Origin of the sequence: Halomonas salsilacus (genome assembly GCF_051216275.1) — a bacterium.
Lineage (GTDB): Bacteria > Pseudomonadota > Gammaproteobacteria > Pseudomonadales > Halomonadaceae > Halomonas.
Map to the genome: position 1 here is coordinate 506,039 of NZ_JBPKAQ010000001.1, position 15,211 is coordinate 521,249.

General features: G+C 68.0%; 11 protein-coding genes and 1 pseudogene. 3 read left to right on the plus strand and 9 right to left on the minus strand.

Features of this window, described 5'->3' with window-relative positions; translation table 11 throughout:
- Positions 1-24: 24 nt before the first annotated feature.
- The 3 genes from ACR80S_RS02280 to ACR80S_RS02290 form a co-directional block, all read right to left on the minus strand.
- On the minus strand, positions 25-867 hold the full coding sequence (locus tag ACR80S_RS02280) for a carbohydrate ABC transporter permease (protein WP_435400688.1): 843 nt from the start codon (positions 865-867) through the stop codon (positions 25-27).
- A complete protein-coding gene (locus ACR80S_RS02285) occupies positions 864-1,754 on the minus strand; it encodes a carbohydrate ABC transporter permease (protein WP_435400689.1) in 891 nt (296 codons plus the stop codon). The genes ACR80S_RS02280 and ACR80S_RS02285 overlap by 4 nt, the downstream gene beginning before the upstream one ends.
- A gap of 80 nt (positions 1,755-1,834) precedes the next feature.
- Entirely contained in the window at positions 1,835-3,193 is a 1,359-nt protein-coding gene (locus tag ACR80S_RS02290) for an ABC transporter substrate-binding protein (RefSeq protein WP_435400690.1), read from the minus strand.
- Between the two features lie 454 nt (positions 3,194-3,647).
- On the opposite strand from ACR80S_RS02290, the gene ACR80S_RS02295 reads away from it, so the two are divergent.
- Together ACR80S_RS02295 and xylB are read left to right on the plus strand one after the other, a co-directional pair.
- Positions 3,648-4,730, plus strand: coding sequence for an ABC transporter ATP-binding protein (locus ACR80S_RS02295; protein ID WP_435402468.1), 1,083 nt, complete (start codon positions 3,648-3,650; stop codon positions 4,728-4,730).
- A 2-nt stretch (positions 4,731-4,732) separates the two neighbouring features.
- On the plus strand, positions 4,733-6,223 hold the full coding sequence (xylB, locus tag ACR80S_RS02300) for a xylulokinase (RefSeq protein ID WP_435402469.1): 1,491 nt from the start codon (positions 4,733-4,735) through the stop codon (positions 6,221-6,223).
- Here the strand turns inward: xylB and mgrA are convergent.
- The 6 genes from mgrA to ACR80S_RS02330 all read right to left on the minus strand — a co-directional run bounded on the left by mgrA (position 6,192) and on the right by ACR80S_RS02330 (position 13,783).
- Positions 6,192-7,226, minus strand: a complete 1,035-nt coding sequence (gene mgrA / locus ACR80S_RS02305) for an L-glyceraldehyde 3-phosphate reductase (RefSeq protein ID WP_435402470.1) — start codon at positions 7,224-7,226, stop codon at positions 6,192-6,194. The genes xylB and mgrA overlap by 32 nt on opposite strands.
- A 28-nt stretch (positions 7,227-7,254) precedes the next feature.
- A complete protein-coding gene (locus tag ACR80S_RS02310; RefSeq protein ID WP_435402471.1) occupies positions 7,255-8,229 on the minus strand; it encodes a carbohydrate kinase family protein in 975 nt (324 codons plus the stop codon).
- A complete protein-coding gene (locus ACR80S_RS02315) occupies positions 8,226-9,203 on the minus strand; it encodes an aldose epimerase family protein (protein ID WP_435400879.1) in 978 nt (325 codons plus the stop codon). Before ACR80S_RS02315 ends, ACR80S_RS02310 begins: the two co-directional genes overlap by 4 nt.
- Complete coding sequence (glk, locus tag ACR80S_RS02320; protein WP_435402472.1) at positions 9,203-10,168, minus strand: glucokinase; 966 nt, start codon at positions 10,166-10,168, stop codon at positions 9,203-9,205. Before glk ends, ACR80S_RS02315 begins: the two co-directional genes overlap by 1 nt.
- A 204-nt stretch (positions 10,169-10,372) precedes the next feature.
- Positions 10,373-12,259, minus strand: a complete 1,887-nt coding sequence (edd, locus tag ACR80S_RS02325; RefSeq protein WP_435402473.1) for a phosphogluconate dehydratase — start codon at positions 12,257-12,259, stop codon at positions 10,373-10,375.
- Positions 12,260-12,385: 126 nt separating this feature from the next.
- Positions 12,386-13,783, minus strand: a complete 1,398-nt coding sequence (locus tag ACR80S_RS02330) for an aldehyde dehydrogenase family protein (protein ID WP_435402474.1) — start codon at positions 13,781-13,783, stop codon at positions 12,386-12,388.
- 95 nt (positions 13,784-13,878) lie between these two features.
- On the opposite strand from ACR80S_RS02330, the pseudogene ACR80S_RS02335 reads away from it, so the two are divergent.
- Positions 13,879-15,181: pseudogene (locus ACR80S_RS02335) on the plus strand (GNAT family N-acetyltransferase).
- Positions 15,182-15,211 lie beyond the last annotated feature (30 nt).

The following is a 15,211-nucleotide window of genomic DNA, read 5'->3' on the forward strand; positions in this document are numbered from 1 at the left end:
GATCTCTCCTCGTGGCGGTTCGGTTCAGCCCTTCACCGCGCCGGCGGTCATGCCGGTGACGATATAGCGGTTGGCCAGCAGGGCGAAGATGATCACCGGCAGGACGATCAGGCTGGCGTAGGCGGCGATCACCCCGTACTGGGCACCGGCCTCGACCCCGCCCATGAAGCGGGTGATGCCCACGGTGAGCGGCTGGGCGTCGCTGCCGGCCAGGAACAGCGCGAACAGGTACTCGTTCCAGGACATGATGAACACCAGGATCGCCAGGGCGTTGAGACCGGGGCGCACCACCGGCAGCGAGATGCTCCAGAACAGGCGCCAGGGGCCGCAGCCATCGACGATGGCGGCCTCCTCCATCTCCTTGGGTACGTTCTCGAAGAAGCCCACCATCATCCATACGGCGAAGGGGATATGGATCGACAGGTGGGCCAGCAGCAGCCCGATCCGCGAGCCGGACAGACCCATGTTGACGAAGATCAGGAACAGCGGCAGGGCCAGCACCACGTGGGGCAGGAAGCGCATCGCCAGCACCGCGAAGGAGAGGCTGGAGCGCACCCGCGGGCGCAGTTTGGTGAGGCCGTAGGCCATGGGCACGCAGACCACCACCGAAATGATCACCGCCGCGGTGGCGATAAACAGGCTGTTGCGGAAGAAGAACCAGAAATCGCCGGCGCTGAAGGCCGTGGCGAAGTTGTCGAGGGTGAAGTCGCGCAGGGTCAGCAGCGCCAGGGGCGAGCGGAACATGGCGGTCTCGTTGAGGGCGGCGGCCAGCAGGATCACCGGCGGCAGCAGGGCGATGATCAGCCACAGGGTGAGGCCGACATACTGGCCGCCGAGGATCAGGCGGCCCTTGGTGCGATCGTTCATTCGCTGGCCTCCTTGTTGACCTTGTAGACCTTGATATACAGCCAGGCGACCACGGCCATGATGATGAACATGGTGAAGGCGATGGTGTTGGCCATGCCCATGTCCTGATTGGCGATGCCGCGGTTGTAGGCGAGGATGCTCATCACCGTGGTGGAGCGTCCCGGGCCGCCGCCGGTCATGGTGAAGATCATGTCGAACTCGCGGAAGGCGCTGGTCATGATGATGATCGACACGAACAGGATATGGGCGCGGATCATCGGCAGCACTACGTGCCAGAGGGTCTGGAAGGGACCGGCGCCGTCCACCCGGGCCGCCTCGTAGAGCTCCTCGGGGATGGTCGTCAGGGCGGCGTAGAGCACCAGGATCGCCATCGGCGTGAGGTGCCAGGCGTTGGTCAGCGCCGTGGCGAACAGCGCCGTGGAGCGGTCGGTCAGCCAGTGGGGGCCGCCGATGCCGAAAAAGCCCAGCACCTGATTGACCACCCCGAAATCCGGCTCCCACATGAACAGCCGCCAGGTGATGCCGACGATCACCGGGGTCATCACGAAGGGCATCAGGAACAGGGCCATCCAGCCGGGCTTGAAGCGGATCTTCTTGCCGCTGAGCAGGAAGGCCACCAGCATGCCGATCACCAGGCAGCCGACGGTGTTGGCGATGGTGAACAGGGCGGTGACGCGTACTGAGTTCAGGAACAGCGGATCCTGGATGGCATAGAGATAGTTCTCGAGCCCGACGAACCACTGGTTGCCGAAGTCGTAGAGGAAGACGTCATGGAGGCTGAAGCGGAAGGCGATCGTCAGTGGAAAGACGACGATCAGCAGCATGGCGATCAGGCCGGGCAGCACGAAGTACCACCCCCGCGTAAAGCGGTTGAGATTGTTCTGCATGGGGGCTCACCTCGGAGCGGATAGGGAAGGTCGAGTCGGGTCATGCGGGGCCGGCGCGCCGACCCCGCTTCCGGTCGTCCTCAGTCGAGGTAGCCGGCGCGACGGAAGGTGCGTTCGATGTTGCGCACCCAGCGGCTCTGTGCCTGCTCGGGGGTCATGTCGCCGCTGAGCACGTCGGTGGCGAAGTCCACGGTGCCCTGCCACATTGCGGTGCCGTACTCGGGGATGCCCTGGCGCACGAACACCTGCTGCAGCACCTGCTCGTAGGCGGGCAGGAAGCGCTCGTAGTGGTCCTCGAGTCCGCGCAGCTCCTCGCTGGAGAAGTGGGCCTGGCGGGAGAACTGCTGGGTCTGCTTGCCCCACTCGATCTCGTTGTCCTGCAGCATCCACTTCAGGAACTTGAAGGCTTCCTCGGCGTTGGGCGTGTCGAAGATGAACACGCCGCCGCCACCCAGGAAGGGCACGCCCTGCTCATAGCCCTTGAGGTTGCCCTCGAAAGCGGGGAGCGGCTGGTAGAGCACCTTGCCGGCGGCGACGCCGCTGGGGTCCTCCACGGTGCCGAGACCCTGCGGCCACATGGTGGCCATGGCCAGGCGGCCGTCACGGAAGTAGCTCAGCCCTTCCAGGAAGTCCCAGTTTCGGGCGGCGGGGGGGGCGGTGTCGTTGGCCAGGTCGACGAACAGTTCGGCGGCCTCGACCAGGATCGGGTGATCGAGATCCGGCTGGAAGTTCTCGTCCCAGCCCTCCAGGCCCGTGGAATAGAGCATCACGATGAAGCTGCGCGCCACGCCACTGCCGGCGCCCAGGGCGTCGGTCCAGCCGTAGAGATCCTGTTCGAGCACCTCGCCGGCCACCGTCTCGCCGGCCTCGCGGGTGAAGAACTCGGCGACCTCGTAGAGCTCCTGCCAGGTGGCCGGCACTTCCAGGGCGCGGCCGTACTGGTCCTCGAAGGCGGCCTGCTCATCGGGGTGTTCGAAGAAATCCTCGCGGGCAATCAGCATCGGCGCCGCGGGGGTGGTGGGCAGGGCGATGATGTCGCCGGGGCGGGAGCTGCTCTCCATGTGTGAGCGGCGGATCAGCTCCGGGTAGGCGTCCAGGTCGAAGCCGTACTTCTCGATGAAGGGTGTCAGGTCGGCTACATGGTCGCGGAAGGTGCCGAACCAGCCCGGGCTGTGGTAGCCCATGTCCCAGCGGCCGGTGCCGCCGATCGCCTCGATGGACATGCGGTCGCGCAACTGGTCGGGTGGCAGGATCTCGCCGACCACGCGGACGCCAGTCTGGCGCTCGTACTCTGGTGCGAAGTGCTCGATGACCGCATTGGCTTCCTCGCCAGGATGCAGGGCCCAGCGGATGGTGATCTCGTCGGCGAGGGCGATGGCGCTGCCGGTGGCCATCGCCAGGCCGAGGCCGGTAGCGGTGAGCAGTTGTGTTGTTGTCATGGATGATATCTCCCAGCACGTTTCACGTTTGTTGTTGTGCAGCATTTCCAACTGGATGATCCGGCTCGATGGCATTCCGTGGATGAACTGACACAAGCCAGTTCACTGTGGCCAATATGGGCGGGTTTGCCAGTGGCTGTGACCAAGATAGTGGATTTGCAGAATCGTGTCACCTAGCGTAGATAATTGAGCTAGAGTGTGAGGAAATCGGATGTTATGAAAGATTGAGAATACCCGATGGTAGACCGCCAGGCCTCCCGAAAATACATGCTAAAACATAACGTTGAAGATGATTTTCGGGATGTTGGAAGAGCCGCCATGGCCCCGCGGTGAAGGGGGTGGAAGTGGCTTTCAGCGACAAGGATATTAGACCAATGTCTAACGGATTCATCGGCGAGGCGGTCTCGCCCGGGAAAAATGACATCAAACTAGACCAAAGTTGGATATAACAATTATGGCTAACATCAAGCTCGAGAATATCAAGAAGCGTTTCGGTAACGAGACGGTCATTCATGAGGTCAACATCGACATTCAGGATGGCGAGTTCGTGATCCTGGTAGGCCCCTCCGGCTGCGGGAAGTCGACCCTGCTGCGCATGATCGCCGGCCTGGAATCCGTCAGCGGCGGGGACGTGAGCATCGGCGGCAGGGTGGTCAATGACATGCCCCCCAAGGCGCGGGACATCGCCATGGTCTTCCAGAGCTACGCGCTCTACCCCCACATGACGGTGGCCGAGAACATGGGCTTCTCGCTGAAGATTTCGAAGGTCGACAAGGCGATCATCGACGAGAAGGTCAACAATGCCGCCGACATTCTCAATCTCGGTCCCCTGCTAAAGCGCCATCCGCGAGAGCTGTCGGGTGGGCAGCGACAGCGTGTCGCCATGGGGCGCGCCATCGTACGCGACCCCCAGGTGTTCCTGTTCGATGAGCCGCTGTCGAACCTCGACGCCAAGCTACGCGTCTCGATGCGCACCGAAATCAAGGAACTCCACCAGCGCCTGAAGACCACCACCGTCTACGTGACCCACGACCAGATTGAGGCCATGACCATGGCCGACCGCATCGTGGTGCTTCACCAGGGCTATGTGCAGCAGATGGGTACCCCGCTTGAGCTCTACGACCGCCCCGCCAACCTCTTCGTGGCGAGTTTCATGGGCAGCCCCGGGATGAACCTGATCCATGGGCGCCCGGGTCAGGACGGCCAGTTCGAGGTGCAGGGTGGAGGTCAGCTGCCGCTGGGCGAGCTTGACACTTCCAGCTCGCCCGCCGAGGCGGTCTACGGGATTCGGCCGGAAGACATCACCCTGGCCGACGAAGGCGTGCCGGTGAAGGTGGTGTCGGTGGAGCCCACCGGCGCCGAGATCCACGTGGTGGCGATTCTGGGTGACCATCACATCACCATGGTGTTCCGCGAGCGTCATGACGTCCATCCGGGCGAGACCATCCACCTGGCAATCGATCTTGCCAAGGTGCACCTCTTCGATGCCGAGAGCGGAGAGCGCATCGCCTGGCATCCGGTCACCCGGGCGGCCTGACCATGGCCGATGACACCTATCTGGGGCTGGATATCGGCACCTCGGCGGTCAAGGCGGTGCTGGTGGATGCCGACCAGCGGGTGCAGGCGAGCACCGGGCAAGGCTACGCGGTGGACTATCCGCGCCCGGGCTGGGCGGAACAGCCGCCGTCGCGCTGGTGGCAGGCCGTCGAGGCGGCCATGGCCGACCTGCGCCGCCAGGCGCCGGTGGCCCTGGGGAAGGTGGCCGGCATCGGACTGTCAGGGCAGATGCACGGCCTGGTGCTGCAGGATGCCCGGGGCGAGGTGCTGCGCCCGGCGATCCTGTGGAACGATGCCCGCGCCCAAGCCGAGTGTGGTGAGCTGACCCGTCGGCTGCCGCGGCTCGGCGAGATCACCGGCATCGGTGCCATGCCGGCCTTCTGGCCGGCCAAGCTGGCGTGGCTCGCGCGCCATGAGCCGGAGGTCATGGCGCGCGTGCGCTACCTGCTGCTGCCCAAGGACCAGGTCCGCTGGCAGCTGTGTGGTGAACGTTTCACCGACTGCTGCGATGCCGCCGGCACCCAACTGCTCGATCAGGCCAGTCGCCAGTGGTCGCCGGAGGTGCTCGCCGCGTGCGCCGTCGACCCGGCCTGGCTACCCGGCCTGGTGGAGGGCAGCGTGCAAGCGGGGCGGCTGTGCCCCGAGCTGGCCCGGCGCTGGGGACTTCGCAAGGGGGTGGTGATCGCCGGTGGGGCGGGCGATGTGGCCGCCGGCGCCCTGGGCATCGGTGCCATCGATGAGGGCAGCGCCTTTCTCACCCTGGGTACCTCCAGCCAGCTGTTCGTCGCCACACCAGGCTATCGCCCGGCACCCGAGCGGGCCCTTCACGCCTTCGCCCATGCGCTGCCGGGCCGCTGGTTCCAGATGGCCGCGCTGCTCAACGGCGCCAGTGCGCTGTCCTGGGCTGCCGGCCTGATGGGCGTCACCATCGAGGAGGCCCTGGCCCGTGCCGAGGTCCGCGGCGGCCGGCCCGAATCGCTGCTCTTCCTGCCCTACCTCAACGGCGAGCGCACCCCCCACGACGACCCCGCGGCCCGGGGTGTGCTGTTCGGCCTGACCCCGGCCAGCGATGTCGGCGAGGTGACCCGGGCGGTGCTCTCGGGAGTGGGCTACAGCCTGCGCGAGGCGATGGGGGTGATCGAGGGGGCGGGCACGCCTATCGAGCGCCTGGCGGCCATGGGCGGCGGGACACGCAGCGATCTGTGGCTGCAGCTGCTGGCCGATATCCTTGAGCGGCCGCTGGTGCGCTATCGCGACAGCGAGGCGGGCCCCGCCTTCGGGGCGGCCCGGCTGGCACGCCTGGCGGTGAGCGGCGAGTCGCCTGACACGGTATGCCGGACGCCCGAGGTCGACCGGGTCTTCGCGCCCTCGGCAGATGCCGGCCACCACGCGGCCCACTATGCCCGCTTCCGGCGTCTCTATCGGGTGCTCAAGCCCGAGTTCAGCGCTGCGATGACATCGCCCAGAGGTTGATCCCGGCATCCTGCGGGGCGTGCTGGTCGATCTCCGCCAGCTCCGGCTCACTGAAGGCGAGGTTGTCCAGGGTGGCGACGTTCTCCTCGAGCTGGGCGGTGTGGCTAGCTCCGATGAGCACCGAGGTCACCCGGGGATCGCGCAGCAACCAGGCCAGCGCCATCTGTGCGAGGCTCTGGCCGCGGCGCTCTGCGATGGCATTGAGAGCCGCGATCCGCGCCAGATTCGCCTCGCTGAGATGCTCGGGGCGCAGCGATTCGCCTCCCGGCCGGTTGATGCGTGCCGACTCGGGAATCCCGTCCAGGTACTTGTCGGTGAGCAGCCCCTGCGCGAGTGGGGTGAAGGCGATACAGCCCATGCCCTCGGCGTCCAGGGTGTCGAGCAGTTCGGCTTCTACCCAGCGGTTGAGCATGTTGTAGGCCGGCTGGTGGATGACGCAGGGCACTCCCTCTGCGCGCAGCAGGGAGATGATCTCGCGGGTCCGCGGCGCCGAATAGGAGGAGATGCCCACGTAGAGGGCCTTGCCCTGCCTGACGGCGCTGGCCAGGGCGCCGGCGGTCTCCTCCGACGGGGTATCCGAATCGACGCAGTGGGAGTAGAAGATATCCACATAGTCGAGCCCCATCCGCGCCAGGCTCTGGTCGAGACTTGCCAGCAGCGATTTTCGGGACCCTCCCCGGCCGTGGGGGCCTGGCCACATCGGATAGCCTGCCTTGGTGGAGATGATCAGCTCATCACGATAGGGGCGAAAGTCCTCGTGGAAGAGGCGCCCGAAATTGCGTTCGGCACTGCCCGGCGGTGGGCCGTAGTTGTTGGCCAGGTCGAAGTGGATGATGCCCAGGTCGAAGGCGCGGCGCAGCAGCTGGCGCTGGATGTCGAGGGTATTCACGTCACCGAAGTTGTGCCATAGACCCAGGGACAGGGCAGGCAACTGCAGGCCGCTGTTTCCGCAGCGGCGGTAGTGCATGGCGTCGTAGCGTGACGCCTGGGCCAGGTAGGGCATGGCGGGGCTCCTCTGTGGCAGCGAGGCTTCAACCCTTCAGCCGCGCCAGGTCCTCATGAGTAGGAAGGGCGACATAGGCGCCCGGACGGGTCACGGCGTGGGCGCCACAGCGGCAGGCGGTATCGACGGCGCGGGACAGGAAGTCGGCATCGCGATGCCAGTCGCCATGGATGCCCGCGCTGCCGAGATAGGCCGAGAGCTCGGCCAGCAGGCCACCGATGAAGGCGTCGCCACCGGCGGTGGTGTCCACCGCCTGGACGGTGGGCGGTGTCACCCGCCGCTCGAGGCTTGTGCCCAGCAGCCGGACCTCGCCCGGCCCGTCGGTGATCACAATGGCCTTGACCCCGGCGGCCAGCCGCTCGGCCAGCCAGGCGTCGGCGGGGTGGTCGGCGCTCAGGTAGCCGAGCTCGTCTGACGAGAGCTTGAGCAGCCAGGCGGCGTCGAGCAGGCGGGTGACCAGGGTGATGTCGGCCTGGCCGCTGGCCCACAGGTTGTGGCGTAGGTTGGCGTCCACGCTGACCAGGCAGCCGGCGCGGCGGGCCATCTCGGCCATGGCCAGGGTGGTCTCGGCGATCGCCGGCTCGGTCAGGCTGTTGGTGCAGAAGTGCACGATGGCGGGCTCGGCGAAGACCCCGGTCGGCAGGTGCTCGAGGCGGTAGAGCAGGTCCGCCGCCGGCGGGCGATAGAAGTCGAAGGTGCGCTCGCCCGAGGCATCCCGGGAGACGAAGGCCAGCGCCGTGCGCGCCTGCCGGGTGCGTACCACCCCGGAGGTGTCAACGCCGTGGCTGGTCAGCTCCCGGGCCAGGAAGTCGCCGAAGTGGTCTTCGCCGAGCATGCCCAGGAAGCGGCTCGGGACGCCCAGGCGGGCGCAGGCGACGGCTACGTTGGCCGGTGCGCCGCCGGCGTAAGGGGTGAAGGTCTCGGTGGCGGTGGGGTCGCTCTCGCCGAGGCGGCTGGAAAGCATGTCGACGAGGGCCTCGCCGAAGCTGATAACGGGGGTCATGACGTCTTCTCCAGACTGAGAGTGGTACCCAGCAGGTGCTGGGCGCCGGGGACCAGCCACACCGGGTCGAGCCGGGTGTTGGCGGATTCGACGCACAGGAAGTGGCGTCCGGCCTCCGGCGGCGTATCGTCCGGAAGTGCCTCGCCCGGGTGCCAGACCACGGCGGAATCGCTGCCCTGGCGGGCGATGCGCATGCGGCGTGTGCCGTCGTCCAGGGTGAGCTCGGCGTTGCTGTGGTAGATGCGATCAAGCCCGCCCTGCACGCCGAGTTCGCCCTGCTGCTCGCGTTCGGCGAAGCCGGCCAGCTTGTCCAGGTAGCGGGCGCCGGCCAGCCCCTCCAAGCGGCAGGTGAAGGCGTCGCGCACGGCCAGGTAGCTGTGCAGGGCACCGCTGATCTTCACCGGGGTCTCGCCGACGTGTTCGGTGATCAGCTCCACATGCAGGCGGCGGGCATTGGCCTGGACCACCAGGCGCGGCGAGAGCTGGCTGTGCAGTCGCGCCTCCGGGGAAAGATGCAGTTCGACGCCCTCCTCGTGGTCGTCCACGGCATCGAGGCGCCAATCTGCCTTGCGCGCCGGACCATGGAAGGGGCCGCTGTGGTCCGCCGACTCGTCGGCATAGCGGTCGTCGGCGAACCAGGGCCAGCACAGCGGGATGCCACCGCGGATGGCGCCGGGCAGCGGCTGGGGCGTGGTCGTCACCCACAGCCAGCCGCCGGCCACCATCCCTTCGTTACCCTCGTCTGGGGCCGGTGCGCTCGCGTGCCTTCGCGTGTCTTCGGACGCGATAGAGAGCGGCGCTGGTAAACCGCCTGCGGCTGGGTTTGGAAGATAGTGCAGGACCTGCGCGCCCTGGAGCGAGACGGCCAGCTCCCCCCAGGCCTCGTTGGCCAGCCACACCTCGCGGCCGGCCCACCGGGCGCGGCGCCGGCCGCGGGTCTCGTCGAGCAGGGTGCGCAGAGTTTGCGGAATCATCATTGGACCTCTTCATTGTACAGGGCCTCGGCGGCGCCCAGCAGCCCCGTCCAGGGGCCCGTGACCACGTGCACGGGGATCGCCGCGGTGTAGGCGCCCATGCGCCCCTTGGCGGCGAAGGCCTCTCGGAAGTGGCTCCGGGGCAGCCAGTCGAGTAGCCGCGGCAGGATGCCGCCGCACAGGGTGACGCCGCCCCGGGCGCCCAGGGTCAGGGCGGCGTCGCCACAGACGTCGCCGAGGATCTTGAGAAAGCGCAGCAGGGTATCACGGGCCAGCGGGTCACCGTCGGCCGCCGCGGTGACCTCGGCGGGCGTGGCATGCACCGGATTGGCGCCCTTCAGCGAGCAGTGAGCCAGGTAGAGATCGAGCAGCCCCTGGCCGCACAGCAGGCGCTCCACCGAGACGCGGCCATAGCGGGTGCGGAAGTGGCGCAGCAGGTTCTGTTCGCGCTCGTCGGTGGGGGCGAAGGTGACATGGCCCCCCTCGGTGGGCAGGGGAATCCAGGCGTGGCGACCGGGAAACAGGCCGGCCATGCCGAGGCCGGTGCCGGGGCCGATCACCAGGCGGGCCGCATGGGGAATCGCCTCGCCGGGCTGCACCTCAACCCGATCCGTCTCGGTCAGGTGGGGAACGCCGAGGGCCTGGGCGGTGAAGTCGTTGATCACCTTTAACAGCGTGAGCTCAAGCGCCGCTTGGAACTCGGCCCGGGAGAACGACCAGGGGTTGTTGGTCATGCTTATTCGGTCGCCGCGAATCGGGCAGGCGAGGGCCAGGCAGGCCTCGCGGGGGGCGGCCTCGCCCGTGGCGCCGACCCGTGCCAGGTAGTCGCGCACCGCCTCCACCAGGCCGGGGTAATCGGCGCAGGGCAGGCTCTGGATGTCATGGGGCGCGAAGGCGCCCGGGGTCGCCAGGGCGAGGCGGGCGTTGGTGCCGCCGATATCACCGATCAGCGCGGGTCTTGTCATTGCCAAGTCGTCCTTTCTGGCCGTCCCTAGCTCTTGCAGATTGCTGAAGCGCTCGAAGCTGTTCCGGCGACAGGTCTTTGAGGGGGCGCTGTAAACCCCTCCCTGGGCGCTACCGACGCCATCCCTGGCGTAGGACCCCCTCTCCAACCTGTCCCCGGCGCTTCTCGCGATGTGCAACTACAATGGCCTCGTTATGGCAGTGGCTCAGGCGTCCTCTTCGTGAATCTGGCCAGCCTGGCGGGCCAGGTCGTCGGCCTCGAAACCGCCGAACACGCTGCCGCCCTCCTCGCCACGCATGGCCAGGTGGCGAAAGCCGCCGAACAGCTCGCGCCCCAGGCCAACATGGTAATGGTCGAGATCGCCAACCCGCCGCTCGCGTTCTGCCCAGCTGAGGGCGTCCATCTTGACCTCGAGGCTGCCCTGGTTGGCATCCAGGCGCACGATGTCGCCATCGCGCAACTTCGCGAGCGGCCCGCCGTCCAGCGCCTCGGGGCTGATGTGGATGGCCGCCGGCACCTTGCCGGAGGCGCCGGACATGCGCCCGTCGGTGACCAGCGCCACCTTGAAGCCGCGGTCCTGCAGAACGCCGAGGTAGGGGGTGAGCTTGTGCAGTTCGGGCATGCCGTTGGCCTTGGGGCCCTGAAAGCGCACCACGGCGATCACGTCGCGGTCGAGTTCGCCGGCCTCGAAGGCGCCCTTGAGCTCGTTCTGGTCCTCGAAGATCCTGATCGGCGCCTCGACGATGCGGTGCTCGGGGGCCACCGCCGAGACCTTGATCACGCCGCGACCCAGGTTGCCGTCGAGCACGGTGAGCCCGCCGGTGGGGGCGAAGGGTCTCGCCACCGAGGCCAGCACCTCTGCGTCGAGGCTCTCGGTGGGGCCCTCACGCCAGGCCAGCTTGCCCTCCTCGAGAAAGGGCTCCCGGGTGTAGGCGGTGAGGTCGGTGCCGAACACCGTGGGGATGTCGTTATGGATCAGGCCGGCGGCGATCAACTCACGGATCAGCAGGCTCATGCCGCCGGCGGCCTGGAAGTGGTTGATGTCGGCCTGGCCGTTGGGATAGACCTGCATGAGGCTGGGGGTCACCGCGGAGAGGTCGGTGAAGTCCTCCCAGGTGATGGTCAGGCCCGCCGCGGCGGCCATGGCCACCAGGTGCAGGGTGTGGTTGGTGGAGCCGCCGGAGGCCAGCAGCCCGACGATGGCGTTGACGATGGCGCGCTCATCGATCTGCTTGTAGAAGGGGAGGTAGTCGCCGCCCGGCTCGGTGTTGCGGATCGCCTGCTCGGTGGCGAAGCGGGTCAGCGCCTCGCGCAGTTCGGTGCCGGGATTGACGAAGGAGGTGCCTGGCAGGTGCAGGCCCATGATCTCCATCATCAGTTGGTTGGAGTTGGCGGTGCCGTAGAAGGTACAGGTGCCGGGGCTGTGGTAGGAGGCGGATTCGGCCTCCAGCAGCTCCTCGCGGCTCGCCTTGCCCTCGGCGTAGAGCTGACGGATGCGCGCCTTCTCCTTGTTGGGCAGGCCGCTCTCCATGGGGCCGGCGGGCACGAACATCGCCGGCAGGTGGCCGAAGCGCGCCGCGGCGATGAACAGCCCCGGCACGATCTTGTCGCACACCCCCAGGTAGAGGGCGGCATCGAACATGTTGTGGGAGAGGCCCACGGCGGCGGCCATGGCGATCACGTCGCGGGAGAACAGCGACAGCTCCATGCCCGGCTGGCCCTGGGTGACGCCGTCGCACATGGCCGGCACGCCGCCGGCGAACTGGGCGGTGGAGCCCATGGCGCGGGCGGCGGCCTTGATGGTGGCGGGGAAGGTCTCCAGCGGCTGGTGGGCCGAGAGCATGTCGTTGTAGGCCGAGATGATGCCGAGGTTGGCACTGTTCATCAGCTTCAGCGAATTCTTGTCCTCGCTGCCGCAGGCGGCGAAGCCGTGGGCCAGGTTGCCGCAGGAGAGCTCGCCGCGATGCACGCCGCGCCGGTGCTGGTCCGCCATGCGCGCCTCGTAGAGGGCGCGGCGCTCGGTGGAGCGCTCGCGGATGCGGCGGGTAACGTCGGCGACGGTGGCGTTCAGGTCAGGGGTCGGCGTGGCCATGGGGCACCTCGGTTTCTGTGTTTAATTTGGTAAGTTTACCAAATTAATGTCCGAAATCCCCGCCATTCTAGCTAGAATTTCAGGATATTTTTAGTTTTATTACCTCATGAGCGGTTGCTCTTTCGGCTAGAGCCCCAGTAGCCTCAGCAGCCAGCGCCGGTAGGGGGGATTCAGCAGCCCCACGGCGTTGCGACGCGCCTGGAGGAAGACGCTGCGCTCGAGGCTGAAACGCAGGAAGCCGGCCTCGCCCTGGTAGGCGCCCATGCCGCTTTCGCCCACGCCGCCGAAGGGCAGGGCGGGGACGGCGTTGTGCCACAGGGTGTCGTTGAAGACCACGCCGCCGGAGTGGGTCGTCTCGAGCACCTGCCGGCGCAGGTCGGCATCGCCGGTGAAGGCGTAGAGCGCCAGCGGCCGCGGCCCGGCGTTGACGTGGTCGATGGCGGCGTTGAGGTCGCGCACGCCGAGGATCGGCAGCCAGGGGCCGAATATTTCCTCCTGCATCAGGGCCAGACCCTCATTGGGGTCGATCACCAGGGTAGGTGGCAGCTTGGTACCGCCGCCCGGCAGCGCGAGACGCTCGCCCAGCGGGATTATTCGGCAGCCATGGTCGCGGGCCTCCTCAAGCATCGCCTCGAGACGCACCCGCTGGCGCTGCCCCAGCACGGCGCTGTAGTCCTCGCTGGCGGTACCCTTCGGGTAGAAATCCCCCACCGTCCTGCGCATCGCCTCGATGAAGTCGCCGAGCCGTGAGGCCTCGATCAGCACGTGATCGGGTGCGATGCAGGTCTGACCGGCGTTGAGCCACTTCCCAAATGCGATGCGCTCGGCGGCGTGGGTCAGGTCGGCATCATGGCCGATGATGGCCGGGGTCTTGCCACCCAGTTCCAGGGTGATGGGGGTCAGGTTGGCGGCGGCCGCCCGGGCCACCTCCCGGCCCACCCGGGCGTTGCCGGTGAACAGCAGGTGGTCGAAGGGCAGGGCCGAAAAGGCGCGCGCGGTCTCCACGCCGCCCGGGACCACCGCGAGCTCCTCGGCGTCGAAGTAGCGCTCGGCCAATCGTGCCATCAATGCGCTGGTGGCCGGGGTGTGCTCGCTGGGCTTGATCAGCACCCGATTACCGGCAGCCAGGGCGTCCACCGCCGGCAGCCAGGCGAGGTTCCAGGGGTAGTTGGAGGGAGCGATGATGCCCACCACGCCCAGCGGCTGGCGGTGGACCCTGGCCCGCCCCGGCTTGAGCCGCCAGGGCACGGCGGCGCGCTTGGGGCGCATCCAGCGGCGCAGGCGCCGCCGCGCATGGTGGGCCGCCTGCAGCACGGTGGTGATCTCCGCCAGGCGGCTCTCGGCGGCGGCGCGGTGGCCGAAATCCTCGCTGATGGCGGCGATGATCTCATCGCGGTGGCGGCGGGTCAGCGTGGCCAGCCGCGCCAGGCGATCGCGGCGGATGGCCAGGCTCGGGTAGGGCTCGGCCGCGCAGGCGCGGCGCTGGGCGTCGAACCGCAGTTGCAGTTCGCGGGCATCGGTCATGCACGTCTCCGTGTGTCGATGAAGATGGAAGGGGGCTTCGGCACTGGGCACAATGTAGGCCTTCTGCCTACGCCTTGTCAGCTGCCGGAGCCTCCATGACCCCGCTCGTGTTGCACGCACTGCCCGCCATCGAGGCGGTACCGGCCGCGGCCTGGAATGCCCTGGTCGGCGACGACCATCCCTTCCTGCGCCACGCGTTCCTGCACGCCCTGGAGGCCAGCGGGTCGGTGAGTCCGGCCACCGGCTGGGTCCCGCGCCACCTCACCCTGTGGCGGGGCGAGGCGCTGGTGGGGGTGATGCCCTACTACCACAAGCACCACTCCTTGGGTGAGTATGTCTTCGACTGGAGCTGGGCCGATGCCTGGGAGCGGGCCGGCGGGCGCTACTACCCCAAGGGGCTGACGGCGATTCCCTATACCCCGGCGCCGGGGCCGCGGCTGGCGCTGTCGGAGGGGGTCGACCCCCTGGCGGCCCGGCAGTTGCTGGCCACGGCCTGGGGGGGGGGCGGGGGGGCGCTACTACCCAAGGGGGCTGATGGCGATTCCCTATACCCCGGCGCCGGGGCCGCGGCTGGCGCTGTCGGAGGGGGTCGACCCCCTGGCGGCCCGGCAGCTGCTGGCCACGGCCTGGGAGGGAGGCGGGGAAGGAGGCGGAGAGGACGTTGCGAGCGTGCTTTCGAGCTGGCACCTGCTGTTCGCCGAAGAGGCCGAGGTGGCCGCCTGGCAGGCGGCGCGCCCCGGTCTGCTGGCCCGCCACGGGGTGCAGTTCCAGTGGCGGGATGCCGGCTACGGCGACTTCGATGGTTTCCTGGCCGCCATGACCTCGAAGCGGCGCAAGGCGATCCGCCGCGAGCGACGCATCGTTGCCGACCAGGGGCTGAGCCTGCACCGCCTGGAGGGCGAGGCGATCGACACGCAAGCCCTCGAGCACTTCTTCCGCTGCTACGAGATCACCTACCTGGAGCGCGGTCGCCACGGCTACCTGAACCTAGACTTCTTCCGACGGCTGCGCGCCACGATGCCGGAGGCGCTGCTGCTGGTGCAGGCGCGGCTCGGGGGCAAGCCGGTGGCTGCGTCGCTCTGCCTGCAGGGCGCTCGCACCCTCTATGGGCGCTACTGGGGCAGCGAGGTCATGGCCGACTGCCTGCACTTCGAGGCCTGCTACTACCAGGGCATCGAGCACTGTCTGACGCGGGGGCTGGCCCTCTTCGACCCCGGCACCCAGGGCGAGCACAAGCTGGCAAGGGGCTTTGCGCCCCGCCTGCTCACCTCGCTGCACCATATCGCCGACCCGCGCCTGCGCGACCCCGTGGCGCGCTTCTGCGCCGAGGAGCGGGTCCGGGTAAGGGCCTACTGCGGTGCCGCCCGGGACGCGCTGCCGTTTCGCGATGCGTCCTGAATTGCCCCTGCTCCCGGCCGATGAAGATGG